Annotated in this window: 20 protein-coding genes; 9 read left to right on the plus strand and 11 right to left on the minus strand. The window is 68.0% G+C overall.

The window, feature by feature from the left end; genetic code table 11:
- Positions 1-189 precede the first annotated feature (189 nt).
- The 8 genes from ATO3_RS07910 to rbfA form a co-directional block, all read right to left on the minus strand.
- Positions 190-876, minus strand: a complete 687-nt coding sequence (locus ATO3_RS07910) for a hypothetical protein (RefSeq protein WP_088649274.1) — start codon at positions 874-876, stop codon at positions 190-192.
- Between the two features lie 153 nt (positions 877-1,029).
- Positions 1,030-3,177 (minus strand): polyribonucleotide nucleotidyltransferase, encoded by a 2,148-nt coding sequence (pnp, locus tag ATO3_RS07915; protein WP_088649275.1) that lies wholly within the window; start codon positions 3,175-3,177, stop codon positions 1,030-1,032.
- Between the two features lie 288 nt (positions 3,178-3,465).
- On the minus strand, positions 3,466-3,816 hold the full coding sequence (locus ATO3_RS07920) for a hypothetical protein (RefSeq protein ID WP_088649276.1): 351 nt from the start codon (positions 3,814-3,816) through the stop codon (positions 3,466-3,468).
- 335 nt (positions 3,817-4,151) lie between these two features.
- Positions 4,152-4,421, minus strand: coding sequence for a 30S ribosomal protein S15 (gene rpsO / locus ATO3_RS07925; RefSeq protein ID WP_088649277.1), 270 nt, complete (start codon positions 4,419-4,421; stop codon positions 4,152-4,154).
- A gap of 269 nt (positions 4,422-4,690) precedes the next feature.
- Positions 4,691-5,209: a DUF1643 domain-containing protein gene (locus ATO3_RS07930; protein ID WP_088649374.1), complete on the minus strand. Its 519-nt coding sequence runs from the start codon at positions 5,207-5,209 to the stop codon at positions 4,691-4,693.
- Between the two features lie 49 nt (positions 5,210-5,258).
- On the minus strand, positions 5,259-6,170 hold the full coding sequence (gene truB / locus ATO3_RS07935) for a tRNA pseudouridine(55) synthase TruB (RefSeq protein WP_088649278.1): 912 nt from the start codon (positions 6,168-6,170) through the stop codon (positions 5,259-5,261).
- Positions 6,171-6,259: 89 nt separating this feature from the next.
- Entirely contained in the window at positions 6,260-6,976 is a 717-nt protein-coding gene (locus tag ATO3_RS07940; RefSeq protein ID WP_088649375.1) for a phosphodiester glycosidase family protein, read from the minus strand.
- 20 nt (positions 6,977-6,996) lie between these two features.
- On the minus strand, positions 6,997-7,392 hold the full coding sequence (rbfA, locus tag ATO3_RS07945) for a 30S ribosome-binding factor RbfA (RefSeq protein WP_088649279.1): 396 nt from the start codon (positions 7,390-7,392) through the stop codon (positions 6,997-6,999).
- Positions 7,393-7,480: 88 nt separating this feature from the next.
- Between rbfA and dapB the strand changes: the two genes are divergently transcribed.
- Both dapB and ATO3_RS07955 read left to right on the plus strand, forming a co-directional pair.
- On the plus strand, positions 7,481-8,293 hold the full coding sequence (dapB, locus tag ATO3_RS07950) for a 4-hydroxy-tetrahydrodipicolinate reductase (protein ID WP_088649280.1): 813 nt from the start codon (positions 7,481-7,483) through the stop codon (positions 8,291-8,293).
- 197 nt (positions 8,294-8,490) lie between these two features.
- Positions 8,491-8,841, plus strand: a complete 351-nt coding sequence (locus tag ATO3_RS07955; RefSeq protein WP_088649281.1) for a dihydrodipicolinate reductase — start codon at positions 8,491-8,493, stop codon at positions 8,839-8,841.
- Between the two features lie 32 nt (positions 8,842-8,873).
- On the opposite strand, the gene ATO3_RS07960 is transcribed toward ATO3_RS07955, so the two are convergent.
- Complete coding sequence (locus ATO3_RS07960) at positions 8,874-9,059, minus strand: DUF1674 domain-containing protein (protein WP_088649282.1); 186 nt, start codon at positions 9,057-9,059, stop codon at positions 8,874-8,876.
- A gap of 125 nt (positions 9,060-9,184) precedes the next feature.
- Between ATO3_RS07960 and ATO3_RS07965 the strand changes: the two genes are divergently transcribed.
- From ATO3_RS07965 to ATO3_RS07995, 7 genes are all read left to right on the plus strand, one after another.
- The gene (locus tag ATO3_RS07965) at positions 9,185-10,441 is read left to right on the plus strand and encodes an RsmB/NOP family class I SAM-dependent RNA methyltransferase (protein ID WP_088649283.1); all 1,257 of its coding nucleotides are present in this window, start codon (positions 9,185-9,187) and stop codon (positions 10,439-10,441) included.
- Positions 10,442-10,582: 141 nt separating this feature from the next.
- Complete coding sequence (locus ATO3_RS07970) at positions 10,583-12,325, plus strand: heparinase II/III family protein (RefSeq protein WP_088649284.1); 1,743 nt, start codon at positions 10,583-10,585, stop codon at positions 12,323-12,325.
- Between the two features lie 22 nt (positions 12,326-12,347).
- Positions 12,348-13,934 (plus strand): bifunctional phosphoribosylaminoimidazolecarboxamide formyltransferase/IMP cyclohydrolase, encoded by a 1,587-nt coding sequence (gene purH, locus ATO3_RS07975; protein WP_088649285.1) that lies wholly within the window; start codon positions 12,348-12,350, stop codon positions 13,932-13,934.
- Between the two features lie 13 nt (positions 13,935-13,947).
- Positions 13,948-14,472 carry a signal peptidase II gene (gene lspA, locus ATO3_RS07980; protein WP_233152066.1) on the plus strand — a complete coding sequence of 175 codons (525 nt, stop codon included), beginning with the start codon at positions 13,948-13,950 and terminating at the stop codon, positions 14,470-14,472.
- A gap of 158 nt (positions 14,473-14,630) precedes the next feature.
- Positions 14,631-15,140: a DUF3035 domain-containing protein gene (locus ATO3_RS07985; RefSeq protein WP_233152067.1), complete on the plus strand. Its 510-nt coding sequence runs from the start codon at positions 14,631-14,633 to the stop codon at positions 15,138-15,140.
- A 305-nt stretch (positions 15,141-15,445) separates the two neighbouring features.
- Entirely contained in the window at positions 15,446-16,831 is a 1,386-nt protein-coding gene (locus ATO3_RS07990) for a M16 family metallopeptidase (RefSeq protein WP_088649288.1), read from the plus strand.
- A complete protein-coding gene (locus ATO3_RS07995) occupies positions 16,828-18,153 on the plus strand; it encodes a M16 family metallopeptidase (RefSeq protein ID WP_088649289.1) in 1,326 nt (441 codons plus the stop codon). The genes ATO3_RS07990 and ATO3_RS07995 overlap by 4 nt, the downstream gene beginning before the upstream one ends.
- 125 nt (positions 18,154-18,278) lie before the next feature.
- Here ATO3_RS07995 and ATO3_RS08000 read toward each other — a convergent pair whose 3' ends face one another.
- Positions 18,279-20,609 (minus strand): aldehyde dehydrogenase family protein, encoded by a 2,331-nt coding sequence (locus ATO3_RS08000; RefSeq protein WP_088649290.1) that lies wholly within the window; start codon positions 20,607-20,609, stop codon positions 18,279-18,281.
- 74 nt (positions 20,610-20,683) lie between these two features.
- On the minus strand, positions 20,684-21,685 hold the full coding sequence (deoC, locus tag ATO3_RS08005) for a deoxyribose-phosphate aldolase (RefSeq protein ID WP_088649291.1): 1,002 nt from the start codon (positions 21,683-21,685) through the stop codon (positions 20,684-20,686).
- Positions 21,686-21,810: the final 125 nt, after the last annotated feature.

A 21,810-nucleotide genomic window follows, 5' to 3' on the forward strand; every position in this document is an offset into this window, starting at 1 on the left:
CGGGGATGGAATGTGCGTCTGTGCGCAATCTGGAAAAACACCGGACATGGGAAATGTCGGTTGCACAGGGACCGCGTCCGCCCGCGCCGTATCCCCCGGTTGGAGGCCCGCGCGCTTTGCTCGCCCCAGCTCACGCCGCCCCGGACCAGGCTGCCGCGCCGCTCAAGGCGCCGCAGCCCGCCCGTCGGATCACTCGGCCGGGACGTAGCTGAGCGGCAGGCCGTCCGGGCCGGAATTCACCATGTAGTACTGGGATTCTCCGGTGTCGTAGACAAGGAACGCCTCCTGTCCGGCGGGCTTGGTCTGCGTGCCCCAGGGCGCCTGGATCGTGACCTCCTGCGCGATGTCATAGCCGGCATCCGACATGGCGATCATCTCCACCGGAACGGATTTCAGCGCGCCCACCAGGCTAGGGTCGCGGGCGTCGAACATGGCGGCGAGCTCCGGCACCATCTCAAGCCGCTCCACCAGGCGGCCGTTCTTTTCGGCGACCTCGTCCAGCGGCACGGCGACATAGCTGTCGCGGAAGGTCGGCAGGCCGATGATGTAGAAATCCGGCCCGCTGCCGGTCATCTGCAGGGCCACGATGCTGCCCTTGTTCTCGGCCAGATAGGCGGCGTCATAGCCGGTCCCGTCCACCCCGCCCAGGTTCTCGCGGATGACGTCGGGCAGGGCGGCCATGTCGTCGCCGGTCAGGGTCCAGCCCAGGATCGGCTGATCCTTGATGAAGCTCTGCTTCGCCGGCTCCGCCGCGCTGACATGCGCCGCGATGTCGTCCTGCGTCTGGACCTGTGCAAGCGCCGCGCCGGGCAGGGTGGTCATCAGCGCCACCGCCGCCGCACCCAGCATATCGCGGACCGTCTTTGTCATGCTCATGTTACAGAACCTTTGGTTCAAGAAGTTGAGGATAAAGAATTTTTTTACGATTCTTTCCCCTTGGGCAAGCGCCAATCTCCGCTCTGCCCCGTCCCCGAACGCAAAAGGCCCCGGCGTTTCCACCGGGGCCCCTTATCGGTCAGACGATGCGGATCACTCCGCCGCGTCTTCCTTCTGTTTCTTCTCGGGCGCGATTTCCTCGCCCGTCTCCTGGTCCACGACCTTCATCGACAGGCGCACCTTGCCGCGATCGTCGAAGCCCAGCAGCTTGACCTTCACTTCCTGGCCTTCCTTCAGCACATCCGACGGATGGTTCAGGCGGCGGTTCTCGATCTGGCTGACATGCACCAGGCCGTCGCGCTTGCCGAAGAAGTTCACGAAGGCGCCGAAATCGACGATCTTCACGACCTTGCCGGTGTAGACCTTGCCTTCTTCCGGCTCGGCCACGATCGAATAGATCATGTCGTAGGCCCGCTGGATCGCGTCACCATCGGCCGAGGCGATCTTGATCACGCCGTCGTCGTTGATGTCGACCTTGGCGCCGGAGGTTTCCACGATCTCGCGGATCACCTTGCCGCCCGAGCCGATCACTTCACGGATCTTGTCGGTGGGGATGGTCATGGTCTCGATGCGCGGCGCATGCGCCGAGAAGCCCTTGGCTTCCGACAGCGCCTTGCTCATCTCGCCCAGGATATGCATCCGGCCGTCCTTGGCCTGTGCCAGCGCCTTTTCCATGATCTCGGGCGTGATGCCGGCCACCTTGATGTCCATCTGGAGCGAGGTGATGCCGTTTTCCGTGCCCGCGACCTTGAAGTCCATGTCGCCGAGGTGGTCTTCGTCGCCCAGGATGTCGGTCAGGATCGCGTAGGTGCCGTCGTCTTCCAAGATCAGGCCCATGGCCACGCCCGCAACCGCCGATTTCAGCGGAACGCCCGCGTCCATCATCGACAGCGAACCGCCGCAGACCGATGCCATCGACGAAGAGCCGTTGGATTCGGTGATCTCCGAGACCAGGCGGATCGTGTAGGGGAAATCGGTCGGTGCCGGCAGAACCGCCTGCAGGGCGCGCCATGCAAGCTTGCCGTGGCCGATTTCGCGGCGACCGGGGGAGCCCACGCGGCCCACTTCACCAACCGAATACGGCGGGAAGTTGTAGTGCAGCAGGAAGTTGGATTTGAAGTTGCCGTGCAGCGCGTCGATGAACTGCTCGTCGTCGCCGGTGCCCAGCGTGGTCACGACGAGGCCCTGGGTTTCACCCCGGGTGAACAGCGCCGACCCGTGGGTCCGCGGCAGCAGGCCGGTTTCGCAGACGATCGGACGCACGTCGGTGGTCGACCGGCCGTCGATCCGGGTGCCGCCCTTGACCACGTCGCCGCGCAGGATGCCGGCTTCCAGCTTCTTCATCGCCGAGCCGAGGTTGCCGTCGGCAAGCTGCTCTTCGGTGAGAGCGGCCTTGATCGTCTCGCGGGCGGCGGACACGGCGGCCACGCGCTCCTGCTTGTCGGTGATCGCGAATGCGGCGCGCATCTGCTCTTCACCGGCGGCCTTCACGGCAGCATAGAGGTCGGAATAATCCGGCGGGGTGAAGTCGAACGGCTCTTTCGCGGCTTCTTCGGCCAGCGAAACGATCAGGTCGATGACCGGCTGGATCTGCTCGTGCGCGAAGGTCACGGCGCCCAGCATCTCGGCCTCGGTCAGCTCGTAGGCTTCCGATTCGACCATCATCACGGCGTCCTTGGTGCCGGCGACAACCAGGTCCAGGCGCTGCTCGGGGTTCAGCCGCAGATCCTGCATGTCGTCGACCGTCGGGTTCAGGATGTAGTCGCCATCCTCATAGCCCACGCGGCAGCCGGCGATCGGGCCCATGAACGGCGCGCCCGAGATGGTCAGCGCGGCCGAGGCGGCGATCATCGCGACGATGTCGGGGTCGTTGACCAGGTCGTGCGACAGCACGGTGCACATCACCAGCACTTCGTTCTTGAAGCCGGGGACGAACAGCGGGCGGATCGGGCGGTCGATCAGGCGCGCGGTCAGCGTTTCCTTTTCGGTCGGCCGCGCTTCGCGCTTGAAGAAGCCGCCGGGCACCTTGCCGGCCGCATAGTATTTTTCCTGGTAGTGAACGGTGAGCGGGAAGAAATCCTGCCCGGGCTTCTGTTCACGCGCATAGGTCACGTTGGCCATGACGGATGTCTCGCCCAGCGTGGCGATGACCGAACCGTCGGCCTGACGGGCGACCTTGCCCGTTTCCAGTGTAAGCGTCTCTTCGCCCCACTGCATGGATTTCGTCGTTACATTGAACATGTGTCGTATCCTCAAGGGAGCACTCCCGGGCGTTCCCGGGTCTCCCGTTTGATATGGCGGCCCCATTGCCGCCGACCCCTTCCATCCTTCTCTCACGACGCCGGGGTCGTGGCGTCACGTCTCAGATGGCCGGGCCTTATCTCAATTTCAGTCACTTTGAAAGCCTTTGCGCGCATGGATCGGGCACGCGCCCTGCACCGCCCGCGCGTCCCGGTGCGGGGCGTGCGGCGGAATTGACCCCGCTGTGGGCGGCGCCGGCCGGGACCGGTGCGGCGCAAAGGGGCGGCGTCAGAACCGCAGCGCGAAACCCACGTAGGGCACGCGGCTGCCAAAGTCCTCGATGAATTCCTCGTCGCGCAGGTCGTCCACGCCCAGCTCGCGCCAACCGAATGTCAGCGCTGTGTTTTCCGAAAGGTCGAAGCCCAGCGACAGGTCGATTTGCGGCTCGGCCGCGCCGGGATGCGCGCCCTTGAACTCCGTCTGGCCCGAGGCCCAGACATCGCGGCCAAGGGACAGCGACCAGTCATCGGCCCGCGCGGCCGTGCCAAGCCCTCCGGTCAGCGCGATGCAGACAGCCGTGACGGACCACAGAGGGGCCGCTGGGCGGCCGGTGTCCGGGGTCTTCCAGAATGTCTTCATCTGCGGCCTCCTTGCCAAGCGGACATCGTCCGCTCACCGGTCAGACTTTGGCGAATCGGACTCACCATAACCTTGCGGGGGATCAAGCGCCGCGTGTTATGCGCAAAAAAACGTGATGTTGCTTCGCGACATGGCCCGAAAGACACGGCTTGTTGCCGTTGGACACGGCCAACTCGCCCGCTTTGGCGGGTCTGTGCCACCCGTCGCCGGTGGGCGGGCCGGGGCAGGGGAGAGGACACGGATCGGCCCCCCGAACAGCAGAACGCCCGCCGAAAGGCGGGCGTACAAAACGGACAAAAGGCCGTTCAGGCTTTGTACAAAACGGACAGAACTGCTTAGCGGCGCAGGCCCAGACGCTTGATCAGCGTGGCGTAGCGCTCTTCGTCCTTGGCCTTGAGATAGTCCAGCAGCTTGCGGCGCTGGGCGACCATCTTCAGCAGGCCACGGCGGCCGTGGTTGTCTTTCTTGTGGGTCTTGAAGTGCTCGGTCAGGGTAGAGATGCGCGAGCTGAGGATGGCAACCTGGACTTCCGGCGAACCAGTGTCGCCTTCCTTGGTCGCGTAGTCCTTCATCAGCTGAGCTTTGACGTCCGGCGTGATCGACATCGGGGTCTCCTTTCGAAAACAAGGGGTTATGGCGCAGGCCGGGATGTCGTCCAGCACAGGCCCATGGAGGTATCCAGTCCAGAACCATCGCTGATTCCGGGCCGGATGCGGGCTGATACAGGGAAAGGGGCGGGCTTGCAAAGGAAAACCACCGCCCCCGCGCCCCGCTCTCCGGCCCTGACAGGCCGGCTCGCTACCGGTCGTCAGGCTGCAGCGGAAGCGGCTGCCCGCCGGGCTGACCCCGTGAAAATCGCTTGAAAAATAATTAGTTACCCGGTTTCCAGATGCCAGACTTCCGGCACTTGCGCATAGGCGATGTAAAGCGGATGCCGCGGATGTCCGGCGTTGGTCAGGCCCAGGTGATGGATCTCTCGCCCGCTTGCCCGCAGCAGCTCCCGCACCTCGACCCCCCGGCCCAGATGCTCGCCATGCGCGCCCCAGCCCGCGATCACCGTATCGGCCCAGCCCAGCCCGTCCTGCAGCGCCGCGTCATTGGCGGGCCCCACCGGCGCCGCGGCGGCGCGCAGGCTTTTAGGATCGGTCTCGCGCCAGGCGAAGATGTTGGTCACCCGAAATGCCCCGAACCCCAGCGCCCGCGCCCGGCGTTCACAGCGCTCGACGGTCGGATCGTTCTGCAGTTCGGTCGCCCTGGACGGGTTAAGCAGGATGTAAAGCAGCCGCCTCGCCCCCGGATCCCAGGTGCGGGTAAGGCTGTAACGATATGATTCACAAGGGGAATACACCGCCTCGGACGGCGCGTCGCCTTTCACGTGGGCGCGGGTGACCAGCCCCGCCGTCACGCGCCCGCCCGGGCCGGCCCTGCCGCAGGCTCCGGGATCACGCCGGCTCGCTCTGGTTGAACACGCGGCTCGGATGCAGCTGCCCGGCCTTGTAGGTGCCCACCGCCACGGCCCTGCCATCCAGGCTCGCCCAGGCCTCGTCGCCGTATTCGACGTCGGAGGCAAAGACCATCCCCGGGTTCCCGTTGCGCAGCCGCACCGCACCCTCGGGCGTGCATTTCAGCTCCGGCAGATCGGCGAGCCCTTCCTCGAGCGGGCGCAGGTAGGCGTCAAGCTCGGGCGTCCGCGCCAGCTCCTCGATGGTCTCCATGGAGATCCCGTCGCCGGCCTCGAACGGCCCGGACCAGATCCGCCGCAGGCGGGTGACATGGCCGTGGCAGCCCAGCGCATGGCCCAGGTCGCGGGCGATGGCGCGGACGTAACCCCCTTTGCCGCAAGTCATTTCCAGCACCACGTGATCCTCATCGGGGCGGTCAACCAGCAACAGCTCCTCGACCCAGAGCGGGCGGGCGGCGATTTCGACATCCTCACCGTCGCGGGCGAGTTTATAGGCGCGTTCACCGTCGATCTTCACGGCCGAGAACTTCGGCGGGACCTGCATGATTTCCCCGATGAAATCGCCCAGCCCGCCCTTGATCTCGTCATCCGTGGGGCGCGTGTCGCTGGTGGCGATGACCTCGCCCTCGGCATCGTCGGTGTTGGTGGCCTGGCCCAGGCGGACGGTGAAGGTATAGGCCTTCAGCGCATCGGTGATGTAGGGCACCGTCTTGGTCGCCTCGCCCAGCGCCACGGCCAGAACGCCGGTCGCCTCGGGGTCCAGCGTCCCGGCATGGCCGGCCTTCTTGGCGCCGAGCGCCCAGCGGACCTTGTTCACCACGGCCGTGGAGGTCGGCCCGGCGGGCTTGTCCACCACGAGCCAGCCGGAAATGTCGCGTCCCTTGCGTGCCATGTCTTGCCCCGAAATGCCCGATGTCAGAAGAAAGGCCGCGCTATAGCGCCAAGCCCCGGGGGCGGTCAAGCCATGCGCCCAGGCCTGCCTCAGGAGCCCGAGGGGGCCACCACGCCGACGATCGGACCCATGTTGAAGCCGGGGTCGTTGCGGCCGATCCCGGGCGCGTAAAGGCGCGAGATATTGCCGTCGAAATAAAGCGCCTGCGGCAGGCCGAGCTCGTCGCGGAACAGGCGGCCGAATTCGTGGAAGGTCACCGCATTGCGCGAGATGGCAAAGACCGCGCGGCGGCCGTCCGCCGTGGTGCCGACCCCGTTGCGCACATAGCGCGAGGTGCTGTCTTCGAGGAAGCGCGGATGAAGCGCGCCGTCGATCACCAGCATCGGGCCGGATTGGGTGGCATAGCGGCAGGCGGGCGCCTCGTCGACGAAGCGCAGGGTCTCGATCACGTCGGCGCGGCCCTCGCGGATGCAGAATACACCGTTGGGCAGCAGGCCGAAATTCCCAGGCCCCGCGTTGGGGATGACCCGCATCAGCTCCTCGCCGTTCTCGACGTAATGGCCCACCGGCGAGCGGTCGTCATGGTACATGCCGGCGTTCATCGCGAAGGTCAGGGTTTCCTCCGGACGCAGATCCGCCTCGACCGAGCTGAACTGGCCATAAAGCGACCCGTCGGGCCGGTTCAGGAACAGCCGCAGCTCTTCCCGCGCGAGATCGACCTCGCACACGGTGTAGCGGTTGCCGTCATGAACGAGATCGCGGCAGGAGGTGGCCGCCGCCGGAACCGCCCAGAGCCCCAGCGCCATCAGCGCGGCTGCGAGGCGCTTCAACTGTCGAGATCGCGGCGCACCGCGTCCTGGTCGAACATGCGCCGGGTCTCGTCCAGCCGGTCGTAGGTCTCGTCGAGCTGGAAGCGCAGGTCGGGGGCGTATTTCAGCCCGCATTTCTTGCCGACCATGCGGCGCAGCTCGCTCTTGTTGCGGGCGAGCAGGCCGACGACGTCCTCCTGCCCCTGTCCGCCCAGCGGCAGGACATAGGCGGTGGCGATCTTCAGATCGGGCGAGGTGCGGACCTCGCCGACGGTGATCGAGAGGCGGTTGAGATCTGGGTCGTGGATATCGCCGCGGGCCAGCACCTCGGACAAGGTGCGGCGGATCAGCTCGCCGACGCGAAGCTGGCGCTGGGAGGGCCCGGGCCCGTCATGGAATTTGTTTTTGGCCATGCGGCAGATTTAGGTGGTCGGGGAGGCTTTGCCAAGCGGGAGAGGAGCCGCTAGGGAAAGGGGATGCCGCGTCAGGAGGGTGAATGACATGACGGAACTGCCTGGGATCGTGATCACCGGGGCCTCGGGCCGGATGGGCCGGATGCTGGTGAAGACCGTGGCCGAAAGCGACAAGGCGCGCCTGGTGGGCGCGGTGGAGCGCGCCGGGCACGACTGGATCGGCCAGGATATCGGCACGGCGATGGGCGGCGCGGCCCTGGGCGTGGCGGTGACGGATGACCCGCTGGAGGCGTTTTCCAAGGCCCAGGCGGTGATCGACTTTACCGCGCCGGCGGCGACGGTGGACTTCGCGGCTCTGGCGGCGCAGGCGCGGGCGGTGCACGTGATCGGGACCACCGGCATGACGGACGAACAGATCGCCCTGCTGGAGCCCGCCGCGCGGCACGCGGTGATCGTGCGGGCCGGGAACATGAGCCTCGGCGTGAACCTGCTGACGCTGCTGACCCGCAAGGTGGCGGCGGCGCTGGACGCGGATTTCGACATCGAGGTGATCGAGGCGCATCACAACCGCAAGGTCGACGCGCCCTCGGGCACGGCGCTGATGCTGGGCGAGGCGGCGGCCGAAGGGCGCGGCGTCAAGCTGGACGAGGTGTCGGACCGGGGCCGCGACGGCATGACCGGGGCGCGGCAGCGCGGCGACATCGGCTTTGCCGTGGTCCGTGGCGGCGACATCGTGGGCGAACATGACGTGGTCTTCGCCGGCGAGGGCGAACGGCTGATCCTGCGCCACGTGGCGACCGACCGGGCGATCTTTGCCCGTGGCGCGCTGAAGGCGGCGCTTTGGGGCCAGGACAAGAGGCCGGGGCTTTACGACATGATCGACGTGCTGGGCCTGAGCTGAACGGCGCGGGTTCCGGAGGCGGGGCCGAGAAAATTCGTCGAATTTTCTGGGCCGGGCGACTGCCGGTGCTGTGAAGGAAAAGCTCAGAAGGGCGGCGGGGCATTCCCGGCGCCTTTTTTCGTCCGCATAGTGATCCGGATCCCTCCGTCCGTCGTAACCACCCCTGACGCATCACCAAGCATCATGGGGAGAGAGCCATGCTGACTCGACTGGCCATCGTTCTGGGATGTCTTGCGGCAGCCCCCGCCGCCGCCGAATTCCAGAAGATCGATTCGGAAGACCGCTTCAAGCAGATCGTCACCGGCAAGACGCTGACGCGTCCGCTGGTGCGCCTTCAGGTGTCGCCGCAGGGCGCGATTTCGGGGCGCGGCATGACCTGGGACGTGCAGGGACAATGGTCCTGGCAGAACGGCTATTTCTGCCGCGATCTCGCCTGGGGCGGCGATGACCTGGGCTACAATTGCCAGGAAGTGACCGTGAACGGCAGCAAGATCCGCTTCACCTCGGATCGGGGCGCCGGGCAGTTCGCGGATTTCACGCTGAACTGAGATCGGCAGAACATGTCCTGGGCCGGCCGCGATCAGAAGTCGATCGCGAGTCCCTTCTTCTCCCAGTCGCCATAGCGCACGGGCTCGGGTCCGTCGCGGCCGCCCAGTTCCCTGGGCAGGGGTTTCTCCTGCGCGGCGGCCTTGCGGCGCGCCTCGGCCTCGGCCAGGGCGCGTTGGGCGGCGGGCGGCAGGTCGGGTCTGTCGGTCGGGTCGCTCATCACGGGTTCCTCTCGGTCCTACCTCCTGATATACGCGCGTTCCTGATCTGGACAAGGCGGGAACGGCCCATGAACCGGCAAACGCACAGGCGGGGCACCCGCGATGACCGGCCGGTGACGGCCACATGAGCGACGCGCGGCGCGGCGCCGTGGCGCTGCTGGGCGCCGTTCTCACCGACCGGCGGATGCTGTCCGAGAGCCTCGGTATCCTGGATCGCTACGAGCCGTCCGACCGGGCCCGCGCCCAGCGGCTTGCGACAGAGACGCTGCGCGCGCTCGACCGGGCCGACCGGCTTCTGAACCGCTACCTCGACCGTCGCCCGCCGCCCTTCGTGCAGAACGTGCTGCGGCTTGGCACGGTGGAGCTGTGCACCGGCGGCGCGGCCCATGGCGTGGTGAGCGACCTTGTCTCTCTCACGCGGTCCCATCGCAAGAACGGCAGTTTCAAGGGGCTGGTCAACGCCGTGCTCCGCAAGGTCGCGTCCGAAGGGCCGGAGGCCTGGCCCACCCTGCGCGCGCCGCGCCTGCCGAAGGCGCTGCGGTCGCGGTTCGTCGCGGCCTGGGGCGCCGATGCCGTCGCGGCGATGGAACAGGTTCAGGCCGAGCGCCCGCCGCTGGACCTGACCCCGCGCGCCGACGGCGGCGCCGCGCTGGCCGAGGCGGTCGGCGGCACGCTGCTGCCCACCGGATCGGTGCGGCTGGCGGATGCCGGTCAGGTCTCGGCCCTGCCGGGGTTCGCAGAGGGCGAATGGTGGGTGCAGGATGCCGCCGCCGCCATCCCGGCGCGGCTCCTCGATGCGAAGCCCGGCGAAAAGGTTCTGGACATGTGCGCCGCGCCCGGCGGCAAGACGCTGCAATTGGCGGCCGCCGGCGCCGATGTCACCGCGCTGGATCTCTCCGAAACGCGGATGAAGACCGTGACCGAGAACCTCGCGCGCACGGGGCTGAGCGCGACGCTGGTGATCGGCGATGCCCGTGCGCACAAGGGTCTCTACGATGCGATCCTGCTGGATGCGCCCTGTTCGGCGACCGGTACGATCCGCCGCCATCCCGATCTGCCGCATATCAAGCCGGTGCGCGAGCTTGATGCCCTCGTGCCGCTTCAGGCCGAGATGCTGGACCACGCCTGGACCCTGCTGGGCGCTGGCGGGCGGCTGGTCTTCTGCACCTGTTCGCTGCTGCCCGAAGAGGGCGAGACGCAGATCCTCCGCGCGCTGGAGCGGCTGGAGGGCGCGGCGGTCGACCGGGACGCGCTGGCGCGGCCGGGGATCGAGCCCGCGTGGCACACGCCCGAGGGCGGGCTGCGGCTGCGCCCGGATGTCCTGGCCGGGAGCGGCGGGGTGGACGGCTTCTACATGGCCTGCCTGCGCAAGGCCGGATGACGCGGAGGCAGGCAGGCGGTGCGAAAGCACCCGCCAAACAGGCTTTGCGGGCGCGCGAAGGCGCAATAAGCGGTGACTTGCCGATCTTCTGAGGGTATCGTCTTGGAAGAACGCTGACAAAAGCGTCAGAAGGCAGAGCAGATGGCCAAACGGGATCCCCTTGATCGATGGCGCACGCGGGTGCTCAATCGCCACGCGGCGCGTCGTTCGGCGCGTCAGCGCGCGGCCACGGGGTTCGTCTCGCAGCCCGAACCCAAGACCATCGGTTCCTTTGCGCGGGGCCGGCAACTGCTGGCCGGCAACATCATCCTCGCCGGGCATTTCGTCGAAGCCCCGGGCGAGGACCTGTGGGCGATCGAGGCGCCCGACCCGGCCTTTGACGCCGCGCGGCATGGCTTTGGCTGGCTGGATGACCTGGCCGCGGTTGGCGATGTCACGGCGCGGGCCCGTGCGCAGGACTGGCTTTGGGGCTGGATCGAGCGTTACGGCCAGGGGCAGGGGCCCGGCTGGACGCCGGACCTGACGGGGCGGCGCCTGATCCGCTGGATCTGCCACGCGCTCTTCCTGCTGCGCGGCCGCGATGCCGCCCAAAGCGCCGCCTTCTACCGCGGCCTCTCGGCCCAGACCTGGTTCCTGTCGCGCCGCTGGATGGCCGCCGCGCCGGGCCTGCCCCGGTTCGAGGCGCTGACCGGGCTGGTCTACGCGGGTTTCTCGCTGGAGGGGAAGGAGGCCATGGCCGATCCGGCCATCGTGGCGCTGGCCCGCGAATGCAACCTGCAGATCGACGACGAGGGCGGGCTGCCGACCCGCAACCCCGAAGAGCTGCTCGAGGTCTTCACCCTCCTGACATGGGCGGCCGGCGCCCTGGCCGAGGCCGGGCGCAACACGCCCCGCGCCCATCTGGACGCCATCGACCGCATCGCGCCCACCTTGCGCACCCTGCGCCATTCCGACGGCGCGCTGGCGCGGTTCCACGGCGGCGGCCGGGGGCTGGAGGGGCGGCTGGATCATGCGCTGTGCACCAGTGCCGTGCGCAAGCGCCATGCCGACGGGCTGGCGATGGGCTATGCGCGGCTGTCCTCGCGGCGCACCTCGATCCTCATCGATGCCGCGCCGCCGCCCTCTGGCGCGGCCTCCTACAATGCCCATGCCTCGACCATGGCGTTCGAGCTGACCTCGGGCCGCCGCCCGGTGATCGTGAACTGCGGGGCCGGCACCGCCTTCGGCGCGGACTGGCGCCGGGCCGGGAGGGCGACGCCGTCGCATTCGGTGCTGTGCCTTGACGGCTATTCCAGTGCCCGGCTCAGCCCGCCGGCGCGCGGCACCGGGCGCGAGGCGCTGATCGAGGGGCCGACCGCAGTTCCGGTCGAAATCAGCGACATGGCCGACGGACTGCGCTTCGAGGGCGGGCATGACGGCTATGTCGCCTCGCACGGGTTGACACATGCGCGCATCCTGGACCTGACGATCGACGGGCGCGGCCTTGCCGGCGAGGACATGCTTCTGTCGATGAGCGAGGTCGAGAAACGGCAGTTCGACAAGGCGCTGGACGCGACGCGGCTGGCCGGGATCGCCTATGACGTGCGGTTTCACCTGCACCCGGATGTCGATGCCGAAATCGACCTGGGCGGCGCCGCCGTCTCGCTGGCGCTGAAAAGCGGCGAGATCTGGATTTTCCGGCACGACGGCAAGAACGAGCTGAAGCTGGAACCGTCGGTCTACCTGGAAACCGGGCGGCTGAAGCCGCGTGCGACGAAACAGATTGTACTCTCGGGCAAAGCCATGGGATATGCCACGCGAATCCGCTGGTCGCTGGCCAAGGCCCAGGACACCGCCGTCGCGGTGCGGGATCTGGCCATGGACGACCTGTTCGCTGCCGACTGATCCCCGAAGGGAGTTATCCTCAATGAACGATCTCGCCCCCGTGCGCCGCGCGCTGCTTTCCGTATCCGACAAGACCGGGCTTGTGGACCTCGGCAAGGCCCTGGCCGACAAGGGCGTGGAGCTGCTGTCGACCGGCGGCACCGCGAAAACCCTGCGCGAGGCGGGGCTGAGCGTGAAGGACGTGGCCGAGGTCACCGGGTTCCCCGAGATGATGGACGGCCGGGTCAAGACGCTGCACCCGGCGGTGCATGGCGGGCTGCTGGCGCTGCGCGACAATGATGCGCATGTGAAGGCGATGGAAGACCATGACATCGCGCCGATCGACCTGCTGGTGGTGAACCTCTACCCGTTCGAGGCCACCGTCGCCGCGTCGGCTGATTACGAGACCTGCGTCGAGAATATCGACATCGGCGGCCCGGCGATGATCCGCGCGGCGGCCAAGAACCACGCCTTCGTCAACGTTGTCGTGGATCCCGAGGATTACGCCGCGCTGCTGGCCGAGATGGACGCGATGGACGGCCAGACCACCTATGCCTTCCGCCAGCGGCTGGCCCAGACCGCCTATGCCCGCACCGGCGCCTATGACGCCGCCGTGTCCTCGTGGATGGCCGAGGCGCTGGATCAGCCCGCGCCCCGCCGCAAGGTCGTCGCCGGCACGCTGGCCCAGACCCTGCGCTATGGCGAGAACCCGCACCAGTCGGCGGCGTTCTACAAGGACGGCTCCTCCCGGCCCGGCGTCGCGACGGCGGTGCAGCACCAGGGCAAGGAGCTGTCCTACAACAACATCAACGACACCGATGCCGCGTTTGAACTGGTGTCGGAATTCGGCACCGGCGGCCCGGCCTGCGCGATCATCAAGCACGCCAATCCCTGCGGCGTGGCAACGGGCGCGACGCTGAAGGACGCCTATGTGCGGGCCTTCGATTGCGACCGGACGTCGGCCTTCGGCGGGATCATCGCGCTGAACGGCGTGCTGGACGGCGCCACGGCCGAGGAGATCGCCGGCATCTTCACCGAAGTGGTGATCGCGCCGGACGCCGATGACGACGCCCGCGCTGTCTTTGCCAAGAAGCCCAACCTGCGGCTGCTGACGACCGGTGGCCTTGCCGATCCCAAGGCGCCGGGGCGGATGGTAAAGCAGGTGGCGGGCGGCTTCCTGCTGCAGGACCGCGACAGTGGCCTGATCACGGCGGACAACCTGCAGGTGATGACGAAACGCCAGCCGTCCGAGCAGGAGATCGCCGACATGCTTTTCGCCTGGAAGGTCGGCAAGCACGTGAAATCCAACGCTATCGTCTACGTCAAGGACGGCGCCACCGTCGGCATCGGCGCCGGCCAGATGAGCCGCGTCGACAGCGCCCGCATCGCCGCCCGCAAGAGCCAGGACATGGCCGAGGCGCTGGGTCTTGACGCGCCGCTGACGCAAGGCTCGGTCGTGGCGTCGGACGCCTTTTTCCCCTTCCCCGATGGCCTGCTGACCGCGGCCGAAGCCGGGGCGACCGCGGTGATCCAGCCGGGCGGGTCGATGCGCGACCAGGATGTCATCGCGGCGGCGGACGAGGCCGGGCTGGCGATGGTCTTCACCGGCATCCGCCACTTCCGCCACTGAAGGGGGCTGCGGCGTGGCTCGACGGATCGGATGGCTGACACCGCACCGGGCGCTGCTGTTTGCGGCGGCGCTTGCCTTTGTGATCGACCAGCTGACCAAGTGGATCGTCATCTGGCGTATGCGCCTGGACATCCAGGGGCAGATCGAGGTCGCGCCACCCTTCCTGGTGTTCCGCTACGGCGAGAACCGGGGCATCAACTTCGGCCTCTTCAACGGTCATTCCGAATGGATGCCCTACGTGCTGATCGGGGTCTCGGTCGTGATCTCGGCGGCGGTCTGGATCTGGATCGCGCGGCGGCACCCCGGGGCCTGGGGCATGCATGTTTCGGCCGGGCTGCTGGTCGGCGGGGCGATGGCCAATGCGCTGGACCGGGTGCTTTACGGCTACGTTCTGGATTTTCTCAACATGTCTTGCTGCGGGATCAACAACCCTTACGTCTTCAACGTGGCGGATGTGTTCATCTTCGCGGGGGCCATCGGTCTGGCGGTGTTCGACCACGGATCGGGCGGCGGCAAGCCGCGCAAGACCGGGCGCTGAGCCGGATCCAAGGTCGTGACGGGCCTGGAGCGGGCCGCCCGCCACGGGACGAAAAAGGGCGCGTGACGTCCTCAATTCGATGGGCTAGACAGGCCCAAGCACGGGAGAACGCAATGCATCCGCAGCGCAGACATCACGGGATCGGACGAGGTCCCTTCTTGGGGCTGGCCTTGGGCCTCTCCCTGACGCTTGCGGCCTGCTCGGGCAGCGATGGCCTGCGGCAGCTGAACAGACCGCCCACGGGGCCCGACGAATTCAAGGTCGTGCCGGCGAAACCCTTGTCGGAGCCCGAAAGCTATACGTTCCTGCCGGTGCCCACGCCCGGCGCCACGAACCGCACCGATCCGACCCCGACCGCCGACGCGGTTGTCGAACTGGGCGGAAGCGCGGCCGCGCTGCAGCCGGCCGCCAGCATCCCGGCCCGGGACGGCGCGATCGTCAATTATTCCAGCCGCTATGGCGTGACGCCCAACATCCGCCAGGTGCTGGCCGAGTCCGATGCCGAGTTCCGCAATCGCAAGGCGCGCTTCACCAATATCCGCATCGTGCCGGTCGACCGCTACAACCAGGCGTATCAGCAATTCGCCCTGAACCCCTTTGCCGAGGCAGACCGCTTCCGCCGCGCCGGGATCCGCACGCCATCGGCCCCGCCGCCGACGAACCAGTAACGCACCGGCCGCGCCGGGCGGCAGATCCGTCCCCCGTCCCCGGGGCCGGCTGCACCCGCAAAGGCGCCCGCCCTGTGCGACACCGGACCTGACTGCCAGAAGACCCAAGGACCGACCCCGGGCCGCACCCCTTCGCGCCTGCGCCACCCAGGCGCGAAAGGACCGGAATGGGTGAGGCGCGGCGCGGTGCATGACCCCTGCCGGGATCACCGCGACATGATACCGGGGTCACATTCTCGACAGGGTTCTTGTGGCGGCCCGGCAAAACCGTACCTTTGCGGATGTTCCGCAGAACAGGAGCCCGCATGAAACCCATTCCCGCCTTCTTCTCCGCGCTGGCCGTGTGGCTGGCCGCCCTTCCGGCGGCCCTGGCCGCGCAGGACGTGTCAGACCAGGTCACCACCTTCACGCTCGACAACGGGATGGAGGTCGTCGTGGTCGAGGACCACCGCGCCCCGGTCGTGCAGCAGATGGTCTGGTACCGCGCCGGTGCCGCCGACGAGGCGCCCGGTGTCTCGGGCGTCGCGCATTTCCTCGAACACCTGCTGTTCAAGGCGACCGACACGCTTGAAGCCGGGGAGCTTTCGGCGACCGTGGCGGCCAATGGCGGCAGCGACAACGCCTTCACCAGCTACGATTACACCGCCTATTACCAGCAGGTCGCCGCCGACCGCCTGGGCCTGATGATGGAGATGGAAGCCGACCGGATGAAGAACATCCGGCTGACCGAGACCGACATCGCCACCGAGCGCGACGTGATCCTGGAAGAGCGCAACATGCGGATCGAGAACAGCACCGGCGCGCTCTTCTCCGAGCAGCTGAGCGCGGCGCAGTACCTCAACCATCCCTACGGCATCCCCGTGATCGGCTGGCGCCACGAGATGGCCGAGCTGGACATGGACGCGGTGATGGATTTCTACGAGCTCTACTACTCGCCCAACAACGCGATTCTCGTGGTCACCGGCGACGTGACCGCCGACGAGGTCCGCACCCTGGCCGAAGAAACCTATGGCAAGATCCCGGCGAACCCCGAGCTGACCGAACGGTCCCGCCCGCAGGAGCCGCCGCAGACCGCCCCCCGGCGGCTGGTGTTCGAGGATCCGCGCGTGGCCCAGCCGACGTTGCGCCGGTCTTACCTGGCGCCCGAACGCGACCCGGGCGACCAGCGCACCGCCGCCGCGCTGGACCTGCTGTCCGAGGTGCTGGGCGGGGGGCAGACCTCGTACCTGAACGAACGCCTCCAGTTCGAGGAAAAGAGCGTGGTCTATGCCGGCAGCTTCTATTCCGGCACCTCGCTGGATGACACGACATTCAACCTGGTTGTCGTGCCGGTCCCGGATGTGACGCTGGAGGAGGCAGAGGCCTCTCTGGATGCGGCAATCGCGCAGTTCATGGAAGACGGCGTCGATCCCGAGCACTTGGAGCGGATCAAGGCGCAGAAACGCGCGGCACAGATCTATGAACGCGATTCCGTGGACAGCGTCGGCAACCGCTACGGCCGCGCGCTGGCCTCGGGACTGACGGTCGAGGACATCCAGGCCTGGCCGGGCCTGGTGCAGGAGATCACCGCCGACGAGGTGATGGAGGCCGCGCGCATGGTGTTTCGTCCCGAAACCTCGGTGACGGGCTACCTGACCCGTCCGCAAACCCCGGGTGAGACCGAACAGACCGAACAGGAGGTGACCCAATGATCCGTTTCGCGCTGACCCTCGCCGCGGGCCTTGCCGCGGGCTCCGTCGCCGCCGTCTCGGCCCGCGCCGACGTGGACATCCAGGAGGTCACCAGCCCCTCGGGCATCACCGCCTGGCTGGTCGAGGATCACTCGATCCCTTTCACCGCGCTGGAAATCCGGTTCCGCGGCGGCACCTCGCTGGATGCGCCGGACAGCCGCGGGGCGGTCTACCTGATGACCGGCCTGCTGGAAGAAGGCGCCGCCGACCGCGACGCGCGCGACTTCGCCCGCGCCCGCGAAGAGCTGGCGGCCTCGTTCCAGTACGATTCTTCCGATGACGACGTGTCGGTCTCGGCCCGGTTCCTGACCGAGAACCGCGACGAGGCGATCGACCTGCTGCGCACCAGCATCGTCGAGCCGCGCTTTGACCAGGATGCCGTGGACCGGGTTCGGGGGCAGGTGCTCTCGGGCCTCCAATCGGATGCCAAGGACCCTGACGACATCGCCTCGAACGCCTTTTCCGAATTCGTCTTCGGCGATCATCCCTACGGCAGCTCGGGCAAGGGCACGCTGGACAGCGTCGCCGCCCTGACCCGCGACGACGTGGTCGCGGCGCACAAGGCGGTCTTTGCGCGCGACCGGGTCTATGTCGGCGCGGTGGGCGACATCACGCCCGAGGAACTGGGCGAGATCGTCGACGAGCTGCTTGCCGACCTGCCCGAGACCGGCGCGCCCCTGCCCGGCCCGGCGGAGCTGCATGTCGAAGGCGGCACCACCGTGATCCCCTTCGAGACGCCGCAATCGGTGGCGCTGTTCGGGCAGCCGGGGCTGGAGCGCGATGATCCGGATTTCTTCGCCGCGATGATCGCGACGCATATCCTGGGCGGAACCGGCGAAAGCCGCCTGATGGAAGAGGTCCGCGTGAAGCGCGGCCTGACCTACGGCGTCTATGCCTATCTCGGGCCCAAGGACCAGGCGGCGATCCTTGTCGGCCGGGTCGGATCGGCCAACGACCGGATCGCCGAGGCCATCGAGGTGATCCGCGACGAATGGGCGAAACTGGCCGAGGACGGCGTGACCGAGGAGGAGCTGGAGGCCGCGAAGACCTACCTGACGGGCGCCTACCCGCTGCGGTTCAAGGGCAACGGGCGGATTGCCGGTATCCTCGTGGGGATGCAGATGGAGGACCTGCCCATCGACTATATCGCCACTCGGAACGACAAGGTGAATGCCGTGACGCTTGAGGATGTGAACCGGGTCGCGGCAGAGCTGTACCGTCCGGAGGACCTTCGGTTCGTCGTGGTCGGCACCCCCGAGGGGCTGGACCCTGATACCAACTGACGCCTCTTGCCGCTGATGTCTGGACGCGCCCGGTGGGCGCGTGCCTCCGGCGGGCGGTATTTGGGCCAAGAAGAAGACAGGGGCGTGGTGCCTCTGTCTTTTGCGTTTCAGGGGTGTCGGGCGGGTTATTCGCCCCAGGGGATCCAGGTGGTCCGGGTTTCCGTTGCTTCCGCCAGGAAGGTGCGGGACTGGGGTTTGCTCCAGTCGTGGCCCTTGCCGTGATTGACCCAGGTGCGCTTGAGATTGCCGGCGGCGGCGCGTTCGATGACCTCGGAGACCGGGGCGGCGGAGAAGCTCCAGACCGCGTCGAGCGCCATGTGGCTGGCAAGCGTCGGGGCAAGCTCGGCATGGGAGCCGGTGAGGATGTTCACCACCCCGCCGGGCACGTCGGAGGTGTCGAGCACCTGGAAGAGATCCGTGGCGATCAGCGGCGCGGTTTCCGATGCCACCAGCACGATCCGGTTGCCCATGGCGATGGCCGGCGCCATGACCGAGACGAGGCCCAGCAGCGGTGCCTCGTCCGGGCACAGCGCGCCGATCAACCCGACGGGGCGGCGGGTGGCCAGCGCCGTGCCGCGGATCGGAACGGAGCGGACGGCGCCGTCGTACTTGTCGGCCCAGGCGGCATAGGTGAACAGCCGGGCGATGGCGGCCTCGACCTCGGATGCGCCATCCTTGGTGCCGGACATGGCATCCAGCCGCGCGGCGAATTCATCGGCCCGGGCCGAGAGGTTCTCGGCAATGAAATAGATCACCTGCGCGCGCAGATGCGCCGTAACCCCGGCCCAGGCGGAGGCCGCCTGCGCCGCCTCGACCGCGTTGCGCACATCCTTGCGGCTGGCCAGCGACATGTGCCCGATCAGCCCGCCATCGGCGCCGTGGACAGGCCGGGAATAACCGCCGTCGGGCCGCGCCTGCTTGCCGCCGATGTATAGCTTCGCGGTGCGATCGATGGGCATCTCCGGACCGCCGGGCTCGGCCTCAGGGTGCCGGGGCGGCAGCGCAGGGGCCTCGCCGCCGGGGCGGGCATAGGCCATCAGCCCCTCGGGTCCGCCTTCGCGGCCGAAACCGCTTTCGCGCAGACCGCCGAAGGGCGCCGCCGCGTCGAACAGATTCGTCGCGTTCACCCAGACCACGCCGGCGGCCAGTTTCGGCGCCACGTCGAGCGCGAGGTTCACGTTCTCGGTCCACACCGAGGCCGCGAGCCCGTAGCGGGTGTTGTTGGCCAGCGCCACCGCCTCGTCCGGCGTGCGGAAGGTGGTGGAGACGAGAACCGGACCAAAGATCTCCTCCTGCATCAGCCGGTCGGAGGGGGCGAGGCCGGAGATCAGCGTGGGCCGCATATAGGCGCCGTGCCCGGGCAGATCGCCGGCGGTGAAGACATCGCCCTCCGCGCCCTCCAGCATCCCGGTGACGCGGGCCACCTGCGCTGGATCGACCATGGCGCCCACGTCGATGCATTTGTCCAGCGGATTGCCGATGCGCAGCTTTTCCATCCGCGCCTTGAGCCGCGCGGTGACGTCCTCGGCGATGCCCTCCTGCAGCAGAAGGCGCGACCCGGCGCAGCAGACCTGGCCCTGGTTGAACCAGATCGCATCGACGAGGCCCTCGATCGCGCTGTCGATATCGGCGTCGTCGAAGACGATGTAGGGGGATTTGCCGCCCAGCTCCAGCGTCAGCGCCTTGCCGGTCCCGGCGGTGGCCTCGCGGATGCGGCGGCCCACGGCGGTAGAGCCGGTGAAGGCGATCTTGTCGACGTCCGAGCCCACGATCATCTCGCCCACGTCGCCGTCCCCGGTGACGATGTTGACGACGCCTTTCGGCACCCCCGCCTGCCGGCAGATATCGGCAAAGAGCAGCGCGGTCAGCGAGGTCCATTCCGCCGGCTTGAGCACCACGGTGTTGCCCATCGCCAGCGCCGGCGCAATTTTCCATGACAGCATCAGCAGCGGGAAGTTCCACGGCACAATCTGTCCGCAGACGCCCAAGGCTACGTAGCCCGGCAGCGTTTCCTCCATCAGCTCGGCCTGGCCGGCGTGGTAGTAGAAATGCCGCTGGGCCAGCGGGATGTCGATGTCGCGGCTTTCGCGGATCGGCTTGCCGTTGTCGAGCGTCTCGAGCACGGCGAAGAGGCGCGCGTGTTTCTGCAGAAGCCGCGCGATGGCATAGAGGGTGCGGGCCCGGCCATGGCCTCCCAGCGCCTCCCATCCCGGCTGGGCGGCGCGGGCGGCGGCGACGGCGGCGTCGATGTCCGATTGCGTAGCCTGGGTGATTTCGGCCAGCACCTCGCCGGTGGCGGGGTTGCGGGTTTCAAAGGTCGTGCCCGGATCGGTGAAGGCGCCGTCGATGAAGCACCCCAACCGGCTGCCCTGGTCCACGATCCAGGCCAGCGCATCCGCGGCGCTTTCGGGGGCGGGTCCGTATTCCATGCTCTCGAAAATCTCTCTGACGCTCATGTCTCGTGTCCTCCCCGGGGCTGCCGGACCGCTGTGATGCCGGGCTTCCGCTGTGTTCGTCCTGCCGGCGGGGCTCAGCCTGCCGCGTGGCGCCAGCCGACCGAATAGGCGCCGGTCACGTGATGCTCAAGCTGGCGCTCGATGTCGCCCAGAAGCGACGAGGCGCCGAAGCGGAAGAGATCGCTGCGCAGCCAGCGGTCGCCCAGTTCCTCCTTCATCAGCGAGAGGTAGACCAGCGCATCCTTGGCCTTGGATATCCCGCCCGCGGGTTTGTACCCCACCCGGTAGCCGGTGCGCGCATGGTAGGCCCGGATCGCCCGCAGCATCACCAGCGACACGGGCAGCGTGGCGTTCACGCTTTCCTTGCCGGTCGAGGTCTTGATGAAATCGGCGCCGGCCATCATGCAGACCAGCGAGGCGCGGGCGACATTGCGCAGCGTGCCGAGCTCTCCTGTGGCGAGGATCGCCTTCACATGGGCCGCGCCGCAGGCCTCGCGGAAGATCCGCATCTCGTCGTAGAGCGCCTGCCAGTCGCCGGTCAGCACGTGGCGGCGCGAGATCACGATGTCGATCTCGGCGGCGCCCGCCGCGACGCTCTCGGTGATCTCCTCGACCCGCAGGCGGAAGGGCGAGAGCCCGGCCGGAAAGCCGGTGCTGACGGCGGCGACGGGGATGCCGGAGCCGTCCAGCGCCTCGACCGCGGGGGCGATCATGTCGTGGTAGACGCAGACGGCGCCGACGGTGATCGGATCCATGCCCATCGCGTCCAGCAGATCCGCCCGCACCGGCTGGCGCGCCTTGGCGCAAAGCCGCCGGACCCGGCCCGGCGTGTCGTCGCCCGACAGCGTGGTCAGGTCGATGCAGGTGATCGCGCGCAGCAGCCAGGCCGCCTGAAAGTCCTTTTTCACCGACCTCCGGCCCGGCAATGTCGCGGCCCGGCGCTCGATGGCCGAGGTATTGGCCTGCGCGGCCCGCACCCAGTCGAGGTCCAGCTCCATCCCCGGGTTGCCGGGCTCCTGCGCGGGGTGTGTCACCTGCGGCAGCTGTGCCTTTGCATGAGAGGGCTGGGCGGTCATGGCGTCTCCGTCGGGCGATTGCAGGGGAACGGTGGCACGGGGGAGGGGCCGTGGCAAGGGCGCGAAGGGGGCGTGGCGGGCGCCTCTGGCGATCGCTGCTTTGGAGTATTTGGCCCAAGAAGAAG

Source organism: Marinibacterium profundimaris (assembly GCF_002210095.1).
Lineage (GTDB): Bacteria > Pseudomonadota > Alphaproteobacteria > Rhodobacterales > Rhodobacteraceae > Marinibacterium > Marinibacterium profundimaris.

Coding starts and splice junctions, on each gene's coding strand:
- ATO3_RS07910 (WP_088649274.1), bottom strand. CDS start 876: ATGAGCATGACAAAGACGGTCCGCGATATGCTGGGTGCGGCGGCGGTG.
- rpsO (WP_088649277.1), bottom strand. CDS start 4,421: ATGTCGATCACGCCGGACGTCAAAGCTCAGCTGATGAAGGACTACGCG.
- dapB (WP_088649280.1), top strand. CDS start 7,481: ATGACGGAACTGCCTGGGATCGTGATCACCGGGGCCTCGGGCCGGATG.
- ATO3_RS07955 (WP_088649281.1), top strand. CDS start 8,491: ATGCTGACTCGACTGGCCATCGTTCTGGGATGTCTTGCGGCAGCCCCC.
- ATO3_RS07990 (WP_088649288.1), top strand. CDS start 15,446: ATGAAACCCATTCCCGCCTTCTTCTCCGCGCTGGCCGTGTGGCTGGCC.
- ATO3_RS07965 (WP_088649283.1), top strand. CDS start 9,185: ATGAGCGACGCGCGGCGCGGCGCCGTGGCGCTGCTGGGCGCCGTTCTC.
- pnp (WP_088649275.1), bottom strand. CDS start 3,177: ATGTTCAATGTAACGACGAAATCCATGCAGTGGGGCGAAGAGACGCTT.
- ATO3_RS07940 (WP_088649375.1), bottom strand. CDS start 6,976: ATGGCGCTGGGGCTCTGGGCGGTTCCGGCGGCGGCCACCTCCTGCCGC.
- rbfA (WP_088649279.1), bottom strand. CDS start 7,392: ATGGCCAAAAACAAATTCCATGACGGGCCCGGGCCCTCCCAGCGCCAG.
- deoC (WP_088649291.1), bottom strand. CDS start 21,685: ATGACCGCCCAGCCCTCTCATGCAAAGGCACAGCTGCCGCAGGTGACA.
- truB (WP_088649278.1), bottom strand. CDS start 6,170: ATGGCACGCAAGGGACGCGACATTTCCGGCTGGCTCGTGGTGGACAAG.
- purH (WP_088649285.1), top strand. CDS start 12,348: ATGAACGATCTCGCCCCCGTGCGCCGCGCGCTGCTTTCCGTATCCGAC.
- ATO3_RS08000 (WP_088649290.1), bottom strand. CDS start 20,609: ATGAGCGTCAGAGAGATTTTCGAGAGCATGGAATACGGACCCGCCCCC.
- ATO3_RS07920 (WP_088649276.1), bottom strand. CDS start 3,816: ATGAAGACATTCTGGAAGACCCCGGACACCGGCCGCCCAGCGGCCCCT.
- ATO3_RS07995 (WP_088649289.1), top strand. CDS start 16,828: ATGATCCGTTTCGCGCTGACCCTCGCCGCGGGCCTTGCCGCGGGCTCC.
- ATO3_RS07960 (WP_088649282.1), bottom strand. CDS start 9,059: ATGAGCGACCCGACCGACAGACCCGACCTGCCGCCCGCCGCCCAACGC.
- ATO3_RS07970 (WP_088649284.1), top strand. CDS start 10,583: ATGGCCAAACGGGATCCCCTTGATCGATGGCGCACGCGGGTGCTCAAT.